This is a genomic window from Pseudochrobactrum sp. Wa41.01b-1, assembly GCF_019464455.1.
GTDB lineage: Bacteria > Pseudomonadota > Alphaproteobacteria > Rhizobiales > Rhizobiaceae > Pseudochrobactrum > Pseudochrobactrum saccharolyticum.
Genome location: NZ_CP080493.1, coordinates 460,342 through 477,209 on the forward strand (window position 1 = coordinate 460,342; position 16,868 = coordinate 477,209).

Below are 16,868 nucleotides of genomic sequence, written 5' to 3' on the forward strand. Positions count from 1 at the left end.
TTCAGCTGACATTTCCGCGAGGGTTATACGGCCAGAATTCCGGCAATAGTTAAAAATCACTTAAGAAATCTGTGTTTTACGCTGCAGCGAGGTCTGCAGGGATTCTCAAATCAGCAATGGTTCTGTACTTTAGAGCTAAGATTCGTTGAATTTTCAGACTGAAGAATTTTACGCATTATTCTGCCGGAGAAAACCTAAGGCTAAGCAAGCCGTTTCCGCAGATAAGCGACAGCCAAAGGATGCTGCACGATATGGCTCAGACTTCCAGCGCAACACGTGAACCGTCCATGGAAGAAATTCTGGCTTCCATTCGCAGAATTATTGAAGACAGCGATGTCACGAAACAGGCGACAGCTGATCTGACATCAGCTCCGGCTGCAAAAGCACAGCCTGAAAACCGCGCTGAAACAGTTAAAACCTCAGAACCGCCTGCAGAAGAAAAACGCGGGGAGGTTGCCCAGTTTCCCCGTGCTGTTTCTTCGGAAACAGCACAAACAAGTAACCACGCTGTTTCGCCAGAAACAGCGCCAACTAATAATGCTGTTGTTTCGTCAGAAACCACTACCGGCGCAGCCACAATTGCTGAAACTCAGCCTGTCACACCTTCATTCACGCTGGATGCGATCTTGCGTGGCAGCATTCAGGAACAGGCATCCCCAGCACAAAAGCCGGAACTGACACGGGCTGAAATGCATGAGCGCAATGTTGCTCATGTGCGTATTGCGACGGTCAATCCGCCGGTGCCGCCGGTTGTTGTGGCTGCGGCCGAACAACCTAAGAGTGATGCCATAAAAATGTCAGAGGCGCTTCTTATGCAGGTTGCAGAAAAGCGGGTTGTGTCGATGACCCAGCCAGCCGCAAAAGAAGAGGTTGCCCCTGTGTCTGAAAAAGCATTTGAAACCGCTCCGCAAACTGTATCCGCTCCTGCACAGGACAAGTCTCTGATTTCAGAGGCAGCGGAAAAGCAGGTTGCAGCATCTTTCGGCAGTCTCAGTCAGGCTCTTATCGAAGAGCAGAAGCGTCTGCTTAATGAGAAAATGGAAGCTATGCTGCGCCCGATGTTGCAGGAATGGCTTGATACCAATCTGCCGCCGCTTGTCGAACGACTGGTGCGTGAAGAAATCGAGCGCGTCGTCCGCCGCGGCTGACGGAAAGAATGTTCAATTGCGGATTTACAGCCCCTTTACCACTGTAAACGGGGCTGTTTTTATGTTTAAAGCCATCCTATATAGAATACGGAAATACCGTGATTTGCAGTGTGAGGCACGCAGTTTTCCTTGATTCTTTGTTTCAAACTTGCTTTGAAACATATCACTGAGACTTGTTTGTACCGGATAGGTGGTCGGATCTGCTGCTGCTAAGGCAGGATTGAACGATCACTTCTTTCGTTGCGCCTGCCTTCATATAAAGAGACAGAGTTTTTTATGTTAGAGAAAACCTACGATTCCGCGGCTACCGAGCCAAAAATTGCTGATATTTGGGAAAAAGCGCAGGCTTTTAAAGCCGGTGCAGGTTCCAAGCCGGGTGCGGATCCGTTTGCTGTGGTGATCCCGCCGCCGAATGTCACCGGTTCTCTGCATATGGGCCATGCCCTCAATAATACCATTCAGGATATTATGGTGCGCTTTGAGCGCATGCGCGGCAAAAACGTGCTGTGGCAGCCGGGCATGGATCATGCCGGCATTGCAACGCAGATGGTTGTTGAACGCCAGCTGATGGAACGGCAGGAGCCGAACCGTCATGAAATGGGGCGTGAGAAATTTGTTGAGCGCATCTGGCAGTGGAAAGAAGAATCCGGTGGTCTGATTTTCAATCAGCTGCGTCGCCTTGGTGCGTCCTGTGACTGGTCGCGCGAACGCTTCACGATGGATGAAGGTCTGTCCAAAGCCGTTCTGGAAGTTTTCGTCACGCTCTACAAAGAAGGCCTGATTTATAAAGATAAGCGTCTGGTCAACTGGGATCCGAAATTGCAGACAGCAATCTCGGATATTGAAGTTGAACAGCGTGAAATCAAAGGTCATTTGTGGCACTTCCGCTATCCGCTGGAAGGCGTGGCTTTTGATGCGGAAAATCCGGACACTTATATAGTTGTTGCAACAACCCGCCCTGAAACAATGCTGGGCGATAGCGGCATTGCGGTTAATCCGGAAGATCCGCGCTATCAGTCCCGTATCGGTAAAAATGCTGTGCTGCCACTGGTTGGCCGTGCGCTGCCGATTGTTGGTGACGATTATGCCGATCCTGAATCCGGTTCCGGCGCGGTTAAAATTACGCCTGCGCATGACTTTAATGATGCGGAAGTCGGAAAACGTAATAACTTACGTAAAATCAACATTATGTCGCCTGTTGCTACCATATTGCTTCAGGACAATGAGGACTTTGCGGAAGGCCTGACACCATCTGCTGAGCTGGATGCGTTGATTGAACGCTTCCACGATCAGGATCGCTTCAAGGCGCGTAAAGCCATTGTTGAGATGATGGAAGAAGGTGGCTATCTCGAGAAAATCGAAGATCACACCCACATGGTGCCGCATGGCGACCGCGGCGGTGTGCCGATTGAGCCGCTGCTGACTGACCAGTGGTATGTAAATGCTGCGGAAATGGCCAAGCCGGCCATCGCGTCTGTTCGCGAAGGCCGCACAGCGATTGTACCGAAAACATGGGAAAAGACCTATTATGACTGGATGGAAAACATTCAGCCATGGTGTATTTCCCGCCAGCTGTGGTGGGGTCATCAGATCCCTGCATGGTATGGTCCGGACGGTACAATTTTCGTAGAAAAGAGCGAAGCAGAAGCTCTGACTGCCGCTCAGAAACATTATGGTGAACCGACATCGCTGACCCGCGATTGCGACGTGCTGGATACATGGTTCTCTTCAGCGCTGTGGCCGTTCTCGACCCTTGGCTGGCCGGATAAAACTCCGGAACTCGACACCTATTATCAGACAGATGTGCTGGTAACCGGTTTTGACATCATCTTCTTCTGGGTTGCCCGTATGATGATGATGGGTCTGCACTTCATGAAAGAAGAGCCGTTCCACACCGTTTATGTTCACGCTCTGGTGCGTGACAAGAACGGCGCGAAAATGTCGAAGTCCAAAGGCAATGTTATCAATCCGCTTGATCTGATTGATGAATATGGTGCCGATGCGCTGCGTTTCTCGCTGGCGATCATGGCCGCACAGGGACGCGACGTGAAGCTCGATCCGGCACGTATTGCCGGTTACCGCAACTTTGGCACAAAGCTCTGGAATGCGACACGTTTTGCGCAGATGAATGGTGTGAGCCGTCAGCCGGACTTCAAACCAGAAGATGCAAAACTGGCGGTTAACCGCTGGATTCTGACCGAGCTGACACGCGCGACCAGAGCCATCACTGAGGGCATCACAACTTACCGCTACAATGATGCGGCAAGCTCAGCCTACCGTTTTGTCTGGAACCAGTTCTGTGACTGGTATCTGGAACTTCTCAAGCCGATTTTCATGGGCGATGATGAAGATGCAAAGCGTGAAGCGCAGGCCTGTGCAGCTTATTGTCTGGATGAAATCTACAAGCTGCTGCATCCGTTCATGCCGTTTATGACGGAAGAACTTTGGAGCCTGACAGCCGGTGAGGGCCAGAGCCGCGAGACGCTGCTTGCCCATGCACCATGGCCTGATTTGTCCTTCGAAGATGCATCCGCTGCTGATGATATCAACTGGTTGATCGAACTGGTCAGCGGTATCCGTTCCGTTCGCTCGGAAATGAATGTTCCGCCGTCAGCACAGGCACCGCTTGCGGTTCTTGAAGCCAATGAGCTGACCAAAGAACGTCTGGCGCATCATGATGCGGCAATCAAACGTCTGTCCCGTGTTGCTGATATCAGCCTGTCTGATGCTGCGCCAAAGGGCTCTGCACAGCTGGTTGTAGGCGAGGCGACCTATTGCATGCCGCTTGGCAGCCTGATTGATCTTGGTGCGGAAATGCTGCGTCTTGAAAAAGAAAGCGGCAAGCTCACAGCCGAAATGGAGAAAATTGACAAGAAGCTCTCGAATGAGAAATTCGTTGCCAATGCCAAGCCGGAAGTCGTGGAAGCAGACCGTGCCCGTTTCGCTGAATTGCAGGAAGCACAGGGCAAAATTGCCGTTGCCATGCAGCGCCTGAAGGATGCCGAATAAACCGGCCTTTTAGAGATACCTAAAGAACGAAAGCGCCCTCAAATCACACTGATTTGAGGGCGCTTTCTTTTGATGTCTCATTCAAACAGTAACCGGCAAATCAGGCTGCGGGTTAATCAGATTGATTCTGTGGTTTATTCGCAAATCTTGCAACCGACTGATTTTTCTATGTTTATTGAGTTTTGAAGTGAAATTCTTTAATGCGAATGCAGCATTTTTACAAACAATGATGCTGAAACTGATCTGCTACATCATGTTTAAAATGCGCAGGACCGGTGACGTAGTATAGGTTTCAAGAGGTCAAAAACGATTGTCTTTTTTGCGTGACATATTTGGCACAGCGCACGTTTTGAAGGCAAAATCAGGTCAAAACTCACGTTTTGGATGTGAATTTATACGGCAACTCACAAAAAAACTAAGTAAGACGATCAAAAATCGGATTTTCGGCCGACTCTGTGACGAACCGGTGGTTCGTTTTCAACTTTCTTGTACTTGCAGAACCCATTCGGCATGTTACGCTCACGTCAAAATTAAGTATAAAAATTGAGGGACAATATGCTTAAAACTGCCTTGAAATTATCTGCCGTGTCGCTGGCATTGTCGGGGGGAATTTTGACCGCTCATGCCGGTGGTCTGGAGCGCAGTTCTCAGGATTTCGATATTTTATTTGAAGAAGGCAATGTGGTTGAAACCGGTGCGACTTTTGTTGCGCCGCAGCGGAAACTGAAGAACATTCGCGGCAGTGTTTTTCCTGCCAATCCTGTTCCAAATCAGAATTTCGGCAAACCTTTCGACACAGAAGTTGACGAAGGTAAGACCTATTGGGTTCCGAAGCTTTCGGCAAAAATCCAGCTGACTGATGAACTGGGCTGTGCGGTTCAGTATCGTGAACCATGGGGTATTGATACAGATTCAGGCATCAACAATGCCCGTATGTTCAGCGCTATTGAGCAGGAAATTTCTTCGCGCGATTATGGTCTGAACTGCGCCTATCGTTTCTCTGCCGGTGAAAAAGGCTTTTTCCGTATTCTCGGTGGTGTAAGCTATCAGGAACTTAAAGGCCGGCAGACAAAAATCTCCGGCGTACCGCTGGATCCAAACAATCCAAGAAACCTGACTTTCGCAAATAGTACACTGGATGTTGACGACAGTGCATTTGGCTGGCGCTTGGGTGCAGCTTATGAAATTCCTGAAATCGCTCTGCGCGCCAGTTTGGTTTATCAGTCCAAGGTCAATTATGATCTGGATGGCACCGTTGGCGTGTCTCTGATTGGTGCGCCTCTGAATTTCCTTACACCGGTTAGCGGCAGTGTAGCCACGCCACAATCTGTTGAGTTCAAATTCCAGACCGGTATTGCTCCGGATTGGCTGGCGCTCGCTTCCATCAAATGGACAGACTGGAAGAGCATTACCAAGATCGGCTTTAACAATTCCGGTGATTCACCATTTTTGGGTGGCCGTTTCCCTGTAGGCGCCGAAGTAACGTCACTTGATCTTTACTACAAAGACGGCTGGACTGTTATGGGTGGTATCGGTCACAAATTTAACGACAAGTGGTCGGGTGCGGCAACTGTTACCTGGGATCGTGGCACAACAACTGGTCTGACCTCACAGACCGATGTCTGGCTGCTGGGTCTCGGTGCAAATTACAAGGCAACGCAACATCTGGAATTCCGTCTTGCAGGTGCTGTCGGTATCCTGACCTCCGGTACTCTGGATAACACAACAAGTGCCCCTAATGGCGGCAGCCAGTTCGGTTCCAAGGCTGATTTTGGCACCGATGTTGTCGGCGGTATGACACTTTCTGCCAAATACCGTTTCTGATCGCATGATCGGATAAAGAAAAGGCGCTGCGATTGTGGTGATCGCAGCGCCTTTTTATGTACCTAAACAGCACTTTAGCGGTTTATTTTTCGAGACGGGCGAGCAGGGACGATGTATCCCAGCGACCGCCGCCAAGCTTCTGCACATCCTTGTAATATTGATCCACGAGGGCAGTCAGAGCGAGCGTGGCACCATTGCGATCCGCTTCTTCAAGGCAGATTTTCAGGTCTTTGCGCATCCAGTCAGCAGCAAAGCCGAATTCATATTCGCCTTTAATCATTGTCGGTGTGCGGTTTTCCATCTGCCATGAACCGGCAGCACCTTTGGACAGCACATCAATCACGGTCTGAATATCCAGCCCTGCACATTTACCGAAATGAATGGCCTCAGCCAGTCCCTGAACAATACCGGCAATGCAAATCTGGTTCATCATCTTGGCAAGCTGGCCATTGCCAATAGCGCCCATCAAACCGACTGACCGTGCATAAGCGGAAATAACCGGCTTGGCTTTATCGAAAACAGCCTCATCAGCGCCGCACATCACTGTCAGCACGCCATTCACAGCACCGGCCTGTCCGCCGGATACCGGCGCATCGATGAAGTGGAAACCACGCTTGCGGGCTTCCTTGTCGAGTTCACGGGCAACCTCAGCGGAGGCTGTGGTATTGTCGATGAAGATAGTGTCTTTGCCCATGCTCTGAAACGCACCGTCTTCGCCAAGGGTGACTGAGCGCAGATCATCGTCATTACCGACACAGCAGAACACAAAATCCTGACCACGGGCAGCTTCGGCCGGCGTGCTCGCAAAACTGCCTTTAAACTCCTGCGTCCAGGCCTGTGCCTTAGCCGTGGTGCGGTTATAGACGGTTACTTCATGTTCGCCGCGTGTTTTGAGATGGCCAGCCATCGGATAGCCCATAACACCGAGGCCGATAAACGCAACTTTAGCCATAGTAACTCCCATTTAATCAATGCTCTAAAGATGTTGGATAAAGTAATTTCTAAAAGAGAAACCCGCTACGGATTGTTAAGCGGCAACTCCCGATGCATTTGCTCCAAAATCCAGTCACGGAATTTCTCTGTGCCGGATTTAATCTGGCGCGATGCCGGAGCCACCAGAAAAATGCTCTTTCCGGCCTTGTAGGAATTCTCCAGCGGTATAACCAGTTTGCCGCTTTCCAGATAGCTACCGATCAGATGCCGCCAGCCGAGCGAAATACCCTGACCGTGAATTGCCGCCTGCATTGAAGCAAGATTATCACTGAACACCACATCATGAGGCAGTTTGGCACTGGAAACCCCCTGATATTCAAGCCATTCACGCCAGCCGATACGGGAGCGGTGCTTTTCTTCAAAATGCAGCAGGCGATGATTGAGTAAATCGGCCGGCGCATAAATCGGGCCGTGCGCGGCCAGATATTCCGGACTGCACACACAGACCGTTTCTTCCAGACACAGCTGCCATGAGCGCAAGCCCTGCCATTCGCCATTACCAAGACGGGCGGAGAGGTCAATATCCTCTTCGCCGAGATCAATATAATCTTTCGGGCTTTCCTCAATATGCAGCGCAATTTCCGGATAGCGGTTTTTGAAGTCGGCAAGACGCGGCAGCAGCCATAGCGAGATAAACACCGCCGAGAATGAGGCGCGCACAATATCCTTTTGGTATTTTCGCTGCAGGGACGAAATCACCATATGCAGATGATCAAAAGAGGCCTGCACTTCCTGATAGAGCCGCTGTCCTTCCGGCGTCAGCTCCAGCCGCGCACTCTCGCGGCGAAACAATTTCAATCCAGTCGATTCTTCAAGTAACCGTATGGTTTTACTCACCGCGGGCTGGCTGACATTCAGCTCTTTGGCCGCGGCGGTGAAGCTTAAACGCCGTGCTGCGGCCTCAAAGGCAAACAGGTAATTGGCGGAAGGAATGAGATTACGGAGTCTGTGCATAATCTGAAGTTATACCTCGGACTATTTTTTTACAAGATCACAAAGCATCTGCCGCATCCTATTGTGAGATCAAAATCAGCCGTAATTTTGCGCGCTGAGAAAACATGAAAACAGTCTGAGATCATTGCACTAAGGAGAGGTGCACCGGTCTTTCATAAAAATAAATCGGGTGGAATTATGCAAACTTATGCACGGGTTGTGGTTGTCGGCGGCGGTTGTGTCGGGGTTTCCGTTCTCTATGCACTGGCCAAACGCGGCTGGACAGATTGTGCGCTGCTGGAACGCACATCGCTGACAGCAGGCTCAACATGGCATGCGGCAGGGCTTATTCCCTCTTATGCACGCAGCAATAATGTTGGCCGCATGATTGCAAAAACCATTGAGATTTATGAAGGACTGGAAGCTGAAACCGGCCAGAATGTCGGCTGGCATAAATGCGGCCAGCTGCGTATCGCCAATACGCGCGACCGTATGGATGAATATAAGAGCTATATGGATGTGGCCGAAGCGCAAGGCACCAATGCCCGTCTGGTTTCGCCAAAAGAAGCTATGGAACTCTGGCCGCTGCTGGAAAATAACAAACATATGATCGGCGCGCTCTATCATCCGGATGACGGACATATCGCACCGGCTGACGTGACGATGGCGATGGCTAAAGGCGCCCGCGATATGGGGCAGAAAATCTATCAGAATACGCAGGTCAACAGTTTTGAGCGCCTGCCAAACGGCGAGTGGAAAGTCTCAACCAATAACGGCGATATTATCTGCGAACATATTGTTTCCGCGACCGGCAATTATGCCCGCCAGACCGGCGCATTGCTCGGTATTGATATTCCGGCAATCCCGATCCTGCATCAATACTGGATCACCGATGCGGTGCCGGAAATTATTGAGCGTAAAAAACAGGGTCTGCCGGAAATGCCGATCCTGCGTGATGAGGGCTTTGCCGGATATCTGCGCGAAGAGGGTGACGGATTGATGTTCGGCCCTTATGAGCGCACCGAACATCTGAAACTCTTTGCCGTGGACGGTGTGCCGGAATGGTTCGGCGCTGATCTGGTGGAAGAGGATTTCGATGCGGTTGAATGGAACTGGGAAGTAGCCACAGATTATGTGCCTGCTCTTGCCCGCACCGGCATTAAAGCCAATGTGCGCGGGCCATTCCAGATGACTGCTGATGAATTGCCGCTGGCGGGCCCTGCATGGGATCTGCCAAATGTATGGTTGGCGGAAGGTGTGCCGGGCGGCATTCTCTGGGGCGGCACACTGGGCTTCCATCTGGCAGAATGGATCATCGACGGTGCGCCGTCCAAAGATATGTCGGAACTCGACCCGCGTCGTTTCTCCAATTACGCCAACAAAACCTGGACGCGCCACAAGGTGCAGGAAACATGGGGCACACACGCGGATATTAAATTTCCGGGTCAGACCATGCCTGCATCCCGTCCGCAGAAAACCGCGCCTTCCTATGACCGCCTCACCGAAATGGGCGCTGTATGGGATGTGCTGAACGGCTGGGAAATGCCGCAATGGTTTGCGCCAAGCAAAGAGGAAGCCATTCCTGACCTGAGCTTCCGCCACACCCAGCGTGCGGCTAAATATATCCGTGAAGAAGTGACTGCGGTGCGTGAAGGCGTTGGCCTGATCGAAATGACACCGATGACCAAATTTGAGGTTTCGGGGCCGGGGGCTGAAAGCTGGCTGGACGGCATTCTCGCCAATAAACTGCCAAAACTCGGACGTATCGGTCTTTGTCATCATCTGAATAAAAACGGCGGTGTGGTCAGTGAATATACAGTTATCCGCTTCAAGCCGGATGCATTTTATCTGATCTCCACACCGCGTGGCGAACGCCTGAACTTTGATGAATTATCAAAAATCCTGCCGGATGACCGCAGCGTTACGCTAACCAATGTCACCATGGAACGCGGTGCTTTTACACTTGTGGGGCCAAAGGCGCGTGATGTTTTGCAGCAAATCACCGAGGTTGATCTGAACAATACGGCTTTCCCGTGGATGAGCATGCAGACCGGCACAATCGGTCTGGCCAGCGATGTGCGGATGCTGCGCGTGACCTATGAAGGCGAGCTTGGCTGGGAACTCTATCATCCTATCGGTTATCAGCGTCATCTTCTGGATGAAATTCTCAAAGCCGGTGAGGAATTTGGTATCCGCATGGTTGGTCTGGCCGCACTGGAATGCTGCCGTCTCGATAAATCCTATCGCGCTATGTATCGAGATATGAATGCCGAACTGACGGCTTTGGAAAGCAGTCTCGACCGTTTCATCAAATTCGATAAAGGTGACTTTATCGGCCGCGATGCTCTCATCCGCCAGCGCGATGAGGGGCTGAAGCGTCGTATTTGCACCATCACTATCGCCACAGATGGTGCCAGTGTGCAGATGAATGAGGGCGTTTATCACAATCGCAAACTGGTTGGCCGTATTACCTCCGGCGGTTACTCCTGCCATTTCAGCCATGATATCGCCCTTGCTCTGCTGCCGCCGGAATTAGGCAATCAGGTTGGGCTGGAACTGGAAGTTCAGGTGCTGGGTGAATGGCGCAAAGCAAAAGTCGTTGAAGAGTCGCTCTACGATCCGACCAATGCACGTTGCAAAATGTAATTTTAACAGTCTGATACATTGAATTGACAGGATAAAATCATGAAAGTTCTGGTCGCAGTTAAACGGGTTGTTGATTACAACGTGAAAATCCGCGTTAAGGCCGATGGCAGCGGCGTTGATCTTGCCAATGTCAAAATGGCGATGAACCCGTTTGATGAAATTGCCGTGGAGGAGGCGTTGCGCCTCAAAGAAGCGGGCAAGGTTTCGGAAGTGATTGTAGCTTCAGTTGGTCCCACACAGGCACAGGAAACGCTACGTACAGCGCTGGCGATGGGCGCTGATCGCGGCATTCTGGTGAAAGTTGATGATGCTGTTGAGCCGCTTGCTGTTGCTAAAATCCTGAAAAAACTGGTTGAGGAAGAGCAGCCACAGCTGGTGATCGTCGGTAAACAGGCAATTGATGATGATGCCAACCAAACCGGCCAGATGCTCTCGGCACTGCTGGGCTGGTCGCAGGCGACCTTTGCATCCGAACTGGAGCTCGGTGACGACAAAGCCGGTGTAACCCGCGAAGTCGATGGTGGTTTGCAGGCGATTGAAGTGAAACTGCCAGCGGTGGTGACAGTTGATCTGCGTCTCAACCAGCCGCGCTATGCCTCTCTACCGAATATTATGAAAGCCAAGAAAAAGCCGCTTGATGAAAAAAGCGCGGCAGAACTTGGTGTTGATACTGGATTGCGTCTCAAAGTTCTGAAAACCGAAGAACCGGAAAGCCGTCAGGCAGGTATTAAAGTTAAGAATGTGCAGGAACTGGTTGCGAAACTGAAAAACGAAGCCGGGCTGATTTGATAGGGAAATAAGATCATGGCAATTTTACTATTAGCGGAACATGACAACCAGACCCTGTCAGACCAGACAGCAAAGGCGCTGACCGCAGCACTTACAATTGGCGGTGATGTGGATGTGCTGGTTGCAGGGCAGAATGCCAAATCTGCGGCTGATGCAGCAGCAAGCCTCAAAAGTGTACGCAAAGTGTTGCTTGCAGAAAATGCAGCGCTTGAAAACCAGCTCGCAGAACCACTGGCCGATCTCATTCAGACATTGAGCGCGGATTATGATGTGATTATCGCCGCTGCCACAACCACAGGCAAAAATGTGCTCCCGCGTGTGGCCGCATTACTGGATGTAATGCAGGTGTCGGACATTATCGAGGTAATCTCGGCAGATACATTCAAGCGCCCGATTTATGCCGGCAATGCTTTGCAGACCGTGCAGGCACTGGATGCGAAAAAGGTGATTACCGTGCGTACCGCCGGTTTTGCTGCGGCAGACAAAGGCGGGACGGCTGCAGTTGAAAATATTGCTTATGCCAATGACCCGCAATTGTCGAAATTTATTGAAGCAAAACTTTCCGGCGGTGACCGTCCGGAATTGACTTCGGCGAAGATCATTGTTTCCGGTGGCCGTGCGCTTGGCTCCGCAGAGAAATTTCAGGAAGTCATGCTACCGGTGGCTGATAAGCTCGGCGCTGCCGTTGGTGCAAGCCGCGCAGCAGTGGATGCCGGTTATGCGCCGAATGATTGGCAGGTCGGACAAACCGGTAAGGTGGTCGCACCAGATCTTTACATCGCTGCGGGTATTTCCGGTGCCATCCAGCATCTGGCAGGGATGAAGGATTCCAAAGTAATCGTGGCAATCAACAAAGACGAAGAAGCACCGATCTTTCAGGTTGCCGATTATGGACTCGTTGGCGATCTGTTTGAAATCATTCCGGAACTGGAAAAAGCGCTCGGCTAAGCTTTTAAAAACAGCCCGCTGTCTTGTGACAGCGGGCTGTTTTCATCATACAGCGTATTTTTGTGCTGTTTCTCTTAATCGGTCACTATAGTCGAAAATATGATCGAGGCTTTCAATCGCTATCCGCTCCTCAGTCTCACCATCAAACAATCCAATATATTTTATAGTTCTGTTGAAATGCATGCGTGCCAGCGGTTTTCTGTTATTATCGTCCACTAAAACTGCACAATAAGATTTTGCATCACGCATAAACACACGATTAGGCCGGATAATATCGCGCACTATGCTCTTAATAAGCATATAGCCTTCAACTTCCTCATCTGTTGTAACAATGTCATCCTCAATGATCGCAACCTGTTGAGTTTCGTTTGAAGTTGGTTGCTCAGTAGCCGCCAGTGCCGTTGATAAACGATTTTGCACGTTATCTTTAATAACTTCCTGAAAAGCTGATTTTGTTACACTTGTGAGCATCTCTTTGACGGCAGCAGTTAAGCGACCTTCATACACGCCCGAACAAACAATCCGGACAAAATCCTCTGATGGAGTTTCGAGAAGCTGATTGATGGCACTCTTAATGCCAGATGTATATTTTAAGCGCTCTGCCGTTGCTAAAATATTTTCAATATTAAAATTGGTTTTTTCAAATTTTTTGAGCTCTGAAATTGCGCTATTTTGCAAATCACTAATATCGAATGTTAAAAAAGGCTTCGTATCCAGCTTGTTCGGCTCTTCCAGATCTGTGTGAAAATGGAAAATCTTTCCGTTTGTCAAAATAGCAAACTTGGCTGTTGTGACTGAAAAATAACGGTACAATTGTGCAAGATGATTTTTCTCAAGCTTTGTCGTAATTGGTTTACATTCAATCAGAATGCGAATGTCACCGTCGAACTTAATCGCATAATCAACTTTTTCGCCTTTTTTACCAACAACATCAGCGGTAAATTCGGGAATAACCTCTTCCGGATTAAAAACATCATAGCCTAAGGCTCGAAGAAAAGGTAAAATTATAGCTGTCTTGGCTGCTTCTTCCGTAAGGAGAGAAGTGGCTTGTGTTTTAACACGATCAGACAAAATCCTGATATTCTCTTCAATTGTACTCAATTCGAAAACTCCCGCAAAGAATATTTGCCTAAGAGTTATATAGATAGTTTTTTTGTTCAACTATTATTATAAATTTAAAATAGATTTGTACTTTGTAATTTAGTTAAACATAAAGCAGGGGTTGTTATGACTATCACTGATGCCACTTCCGTAAACGGTGCCTGTCATTGCGGGACAGTGCGGTTTCGGGTGAAGCTGTCCGACGGGCTGAACACCGCGCGCCGTTGCACATGCTCCTATTGCCGGATGCGCGGTGCTGTCGCTGTCTCAGCGCAACTTGGCTGTTTGGAGATTATCAGCGGTGAAGATGCGCTGACGCTCTATCAGTTCAATACCAAGGCGGCGAAACATTATTTCTGCTCAATGTGCGGGATTTACACCCATCATCAGCGCCGTTCCAATCCGCAGCAATATGGCATTAATGCCGCCTGCCTTGAGGGTGTCAGTCCGTTTGATTTTGACGAGGTTCTTGTCACCGACGGCATTAATCATCCGTCTGATGACAAATCCGCAAACAGATCGCCCTATGTCGGCGTATTGAAATATATCCGCTGCGAATAATACTACTGATCGTTGATAATCGCCCAGCGTTCATGATCACGCCAGTCGCCGTTGATAAACAAATAGCGCGGTGAAAAGCCTTCTTTGTGAAAGCCTGCACGTTCGACAAGGGCGAGGGAGCGCAGATTATCCGGCTGGATATTGGCTTCAATCCGGTGCAGGCCGATTTCCCTGAAGCCATAAGCCACCGTCTGCTTCAGGCCTTCGGTCATCAATCCGCGACCGGCCAGATGCACTATGCTGTAATAGCTCAAATAGGCGCTACAAAACGCCTTCATAAAAATCTGGCTGAAGGTGAAAACACCGGCAATTTTGCCGCTCTCCGTATCGCGCGCAACAAGCGCCTGAGAAGCACTGCCTTGCAGATTACCGAACCAGTCTTCAAAACCGGCGAGATCAGTAAAATTGCGCATCCATGGATGATGATGATTGCGGCTCGCAAGATTGCCCGCAATCAGTTCGCTTGCATCTGTTCTTCTGACGGGTTGCAAATTAATCATTTCATCCTCCGGCCGGATGCGTTTTATGCCGTTTAGTACAGCGCGCTGACAAGCCCAAACCTGTGTGATGAAGAAGTTTTTCGGCCTGTGCATTGCGTGTTGCACTATATTATGTCAGCGATATTCAAGTGTAATTACAATATTGTGTATGGGTGAAGCGTTTGACGGGCAATAAACAGATTTGGAAATCCTATCTGACAATATCGGTTATCTGGCTGATCTTGCTATTGCTGTTTGTTGCTTTCACAGCGCGCCAGAGCATTAATCAGGCGCGTGACGAGGTGAAACAAACCGGCACAGCGCTGCATCGTGTGCTGTCACAACGTGCTGCACAGCATGATGCTCACCTCACCAGTTTGAATGCGCTGATCCTCTCTGCCAGTCCGGCACCGGTGGATGCTTTGCGGCAGGTATCGCGCAATATTATCCGCTTTTACCCGCGCATCAGCGTAATAGATGTCATGCTGCTGAACCGTACCGGCTCCAAGGTTAGTGCTGAGCCTGTGCTTATGGTTGATGAGACTGAGCATGATAATCTCGCCGTTGATTTTGCCGCGCAGGTCGCAGAACAAAAACCGGGCGAGGTGCGCACTTATCTGTCAGACAAGCTGGCAGACCGTTATTATCTTGGCAAAAAATCCGACAATGCCAATCCCGGTTATGCGATTTTCATGGCTATCAATCCGGCTCTGATGATTGAACCGGATGAGCGGCCGGATTGGGCAGATCTGACTCTGTCCATCAATGATAAGATTATTCTTGAACAACAATCCGGTCTGCAAACAGTGGCATCGCGCTTTCTGGAACAACCGGTCTTTTCGCAGAAAATCGATAGTCAGAACCAGCCGCTTTTGCTGCGTCTCAGTCGCCCGATGGCGCTGTCAGATGTGATTGATCCGCTGCGCACAATATTATTCGCGGTTTTGTCATTAATTGCTTTGACCGGTGCTTATGCGCTCTGGCGTTTTCAAAAAGCGACCAGAGAGGCCGAGCAGAAAGCACAGTTGTCGGAACATGAAACACGGCTTGCTCATGCGGCGCGGGTGAACTCTATGGGGGAACTGGCTTCAGGCATTGCCCATGAACTGACCCAGCCGCTGACAGCTTTGCTGAGCCAAAGTCAGGCCGCATTGCGCCTTGAAGCTTCCGGTGAGCGTCCTGAATTATTGAAGCAGGCTTTGGCGGCTAATGTGCGCGAAGCATCGCGTGCGGGTGAGATTTTACAGCGTATGCGCAATTATATGAGCAATCATGAACCACAGCGTAAATCTGTAGAAATCAACCAGATTATCCGCGATGTAGCGGAATTGTTGCGCACGGATCTAGCGCAACGCAATATCAGTCTGCATCAGCAAACCGAGAAAATATCGCCGCTGATTACTGCTGATCCGGTTGAGATGGAGCAGGTGCTGTATAATCTGATCCGCAATGCTGCCGACAGCCTGAGCCAGAGTGAGATCAGCGATAAACGCATTACTGTGACGGCTGAGGCCAGAGGCGGGCAGCTTGTCCTGAGCATCGCTGATAATGGCGGCGGCATTGCCGATGATATTCTGCCGCGTTTGTTCGAGCCGTTTTTCACCACCCGTGAAGCGGGTATGGGGCTGGGGCTTTCACTCTGCGCAACCCTGATTGAGCGGATTGACGGGGAAATATCGGCATCAAATGCACCATCCGGCGGTGCAATCTTTACAATTACCATTCCAATGGCTGAGCCTGAGCATTCAAAGGCAGCAGAATGAAAAATCTCAAAATTTATCTGATTGATGATGATGAAGCCGTGCGCGAAGCATTATCGCTGTTGTTGCAGACCTATGGCATGCATGTGGAGACATTTCGTGATCCGGCGACATTTCTGGCGCATGTTGATCCGCAAAAGCCCGGTTGTCTGATACTCGATTTGCGTATGCCGATGATAAGCGGCTTGCAACTGCAACAAAAATTACTGGAGCGCGGGATCGACTGGCCGGCGATTATGATTACCGGTCACGGGGATATCAATGCTTGCCGTCGTGCTTTCAAGGCAGGCATTCTCGACTTTCTGTCCAAGCCCGTGGATGAGCAGGTTTTGCTGGAGGCACTGGAGACAGCTTCTCAGGAGCTTGATAAAATTCTGGAACGGGCGGAGGCACAGAAACTGATCGCCAGACTGACCGACCGCGAATATGAGATTTTCGATCTGATCTGCAAAGGTTTCGGTAGCAAAGAGATTGCCTCTGCGCTGAATATTTCCGTGCGCACCATTGATGCGCATCGCGCCAATATTGCCGAAAAACTGGAAACCAGTTCGGTGGTGGATTTTGTGCGGCTGCAATTATCCGGCAGCAATACAAGACATCCGTAATTCTACCTAGAGCTTTCAGCGGTATCGCGGATTCACGCAAAATGAGTGTTTCACTAGATTGAGTGTCAGAAA

At 50.1% G+C, this 16,868-nt stretch carries 13 protein-coding genes; 9 read left to right on the plus strand and 4 right to left on the minus strand.

The annotated features are described in order from the left end of the window. The first annotated feature begins 251 nt into the window (after window positions 1-251). The 3 genes from K1X45_RS02160 to K1X45_RS02170 all read left to right on the plus strand — a co-directional run bounded on the left by K1X45_RS02160 (window position 252) and on the right by K1X45_RS02170 (window position 5,981). A complete protein-coding gene (locus K1X45_RS02160) occupies window positions 252-1,148 on the plus strand; it encodes a PopZ family protein (RefSeq protein ID WP_220159678.1) in 897 nt (298 codons plus the stop codon). 276 nt (window positions 1,149-1,424) lie between these two features. Further along, a complete protein-coding gene (locus K1X45_RS02165) occupies window positions 1,425-4,157 on the plus strand; it encodes a valine--tRNA ligase (RefSeq protein WP_220159679.1) in 2,733 nt (910 codons plus the stop codon). A 555-nt stretch (window positions 4,158-4,712) separates the two neighbouring features. Continuing rightward, window positions 4,713-5,981 carry an OmpP1/FadL family transporter gene (locus K1X45_RS02170; RefSeq protein WP_116089346.1) on the plus strand — a complete coding sequence of 423 codons (1,269 nt, stop codon included), beginning with the start codon at window positions 4,713-4,715 and terminating at the stop codon, window positions 5,979-5,981. Between the two features lie 82 nt (window positions 5,982-6,063). Here K1X45_RS02170 and K1X45_RS02175 read toward each other — a convergent pair whose 3' ends face one another. Together K1X45_RS02175 and K1X45_RS02180 are read right to left on the minus strand one after the other, a co-directional pair. After that, window positions 6,064-6,933 carry an NAD(P)-dependent oxidoreductase gene (locus tag K1X45_RS02175; RefSeq protein WP_220159680.1) on the minus strand — a complete coding sequence of 290 codons (870 nt, stop codon included), beginning with the start codon at window positions 6,931-6,933 and terminating at the stop codon, window positions 6,064-6,066. A gap of 65 nt (window positions 6,934-6,998) precedes the next feature. Beyond that, the gene (locus tag K1X45_RS02180; RefSeq protein ID WP_116089344.1) at window positions 6,999-7,928 is read right to left on the minus strand and encodes a LysR substrate-binding domain-containing protein; all 930 of its coding nucleotides are present in this window, start codon (window positions 7,926-7,928) and stop codon (window positions 6,999-7,001) included. 177 nt (window positions 7,929-8,105) lie between these two features. Between K1X45_RS02180 and K1X45_RS02185 the strand changes: the two genes are divergently transcribed. Genes K1X45_RS02185 through K1X45_RS02195 form a run of 3 tightly spaced genes read left to right on the plus strand, consistent with a single transcriptional unit; the run spans window position 8,106 to window position 12,290 of the window. Next, window positions 8,106-10,553, plus strand: coding sequence for an FAD-dependent oxidoreductase (locus K1X45_RS02185; RefSeq protein WP_220159681.1), 2,448 nt, complete (start codon window positions 8,106-8,108; stop codon window positions 10,551-10,553). A 39-nt stretch (window positions 10,554-10,592) separates the two neighbouring features. After that, on the plus strand, window positions 10,593-11,342 hold the full coding sequence (locus K1X45_RS02190; RefSeq protein ID WP_220159682.1) for an electron transfer flavoprotein subunit beta/FixA family protein: 750 nt from the start codon (window positions 10,593-10,595) through the stop codon (window positions 11,340-11,342). Between the two features lie 15 nt (window positions 11,343-11,357). Continuing rightward, entirely contained in the window at window positions 11,358-12,290 is a 933-nt protein-coding gene (locus tag K1X45_RS02195) for an electron transfer flavoprotein subunit alpha/FixB family protein (RefSeq protein WP_220159683.1), read from the plus strand. A 45-nt stretch (window positions 12,291-12,335) separates the two neighbouring features. On the opposite strand, the gene K1X45_RS02200 is transcribed toward K1X45_RS02195, so the two are convergent. After that, a complete protein-coding gene (locus K1X45_RS02200) occupies window positions 12,336-13,391 on the minus strand; it encodes a type I restriction endonuclease (protein WP_220159684.1) in 1,056 nt (351 codons plus the stop codon). A 126-nt stretch (window positions 13,392-13,517) separates the two neighbouring features. Between K1X45_RS02200 and K1X45_RS02205 the strand changes: the two genes are divergently transcribed. Further along, on the plus strand, window positions 13,518-13,952 hold the full coding sequence (locus tag K1X45_RS02205; RefSeq protein WP_220159685.1) for a GFA family protein: 435 nt from the start codon (window positions 13,518-13,520) through the stop codon (window positions 13,950-13,952). Between the two features lie 2 nt (window positions 13,953-13,954). Here K1X45_RS02205 and K1X45_RS02210 read toward each other — a convergent pair whose 3' ends face one another. Next, a complete protein-coding gene (locus K1X45_RS02210; protein WP_220159686.1) occupies window positions 13,955-14,452 on the minus strand; it encodes a GNAT family N-acetyltransferase in 498 nt (165 codons plus the stop codon). 161 nt (window positions 14,453-14,613) lie between these two features. Between K1X45_RS02210 and K1X45_RS02215 the strand changes: the two genes are divergently transcribed. Both K1X45_RS02215 and K1X45_RS02220 read left to right on the plus strand, forming a co-directional pair. Continuing rightward, window positions 14,614-16,194: a sensor histidine kinase gene (locus K1X45_RS02215; protein WP_220159687.1), complete on the plus strand. Its 1,581-nt coding sequence runs from the start codon at window positions 14,614-14,616 to the stop codon at window positions 16,192-16,194. After that, window positions 16,191-16,796 (plus strand): response regulator transcription factor, encoded by a 606-nt coding sequence (locus K1X45_RS02220; RefSeq protein WP_220159688.1) that lies wholly within the window; start codon window positions 16,191-16,193, stop codon window positions 16,794-16,796. The genes K1X45_RS02215 and K1X45_RS02220 overlap by 4 nt, the downstream gene beginning before the upstream one ends. Window positions 16,797-16,868: the final 72 nt, after the last annotated feature.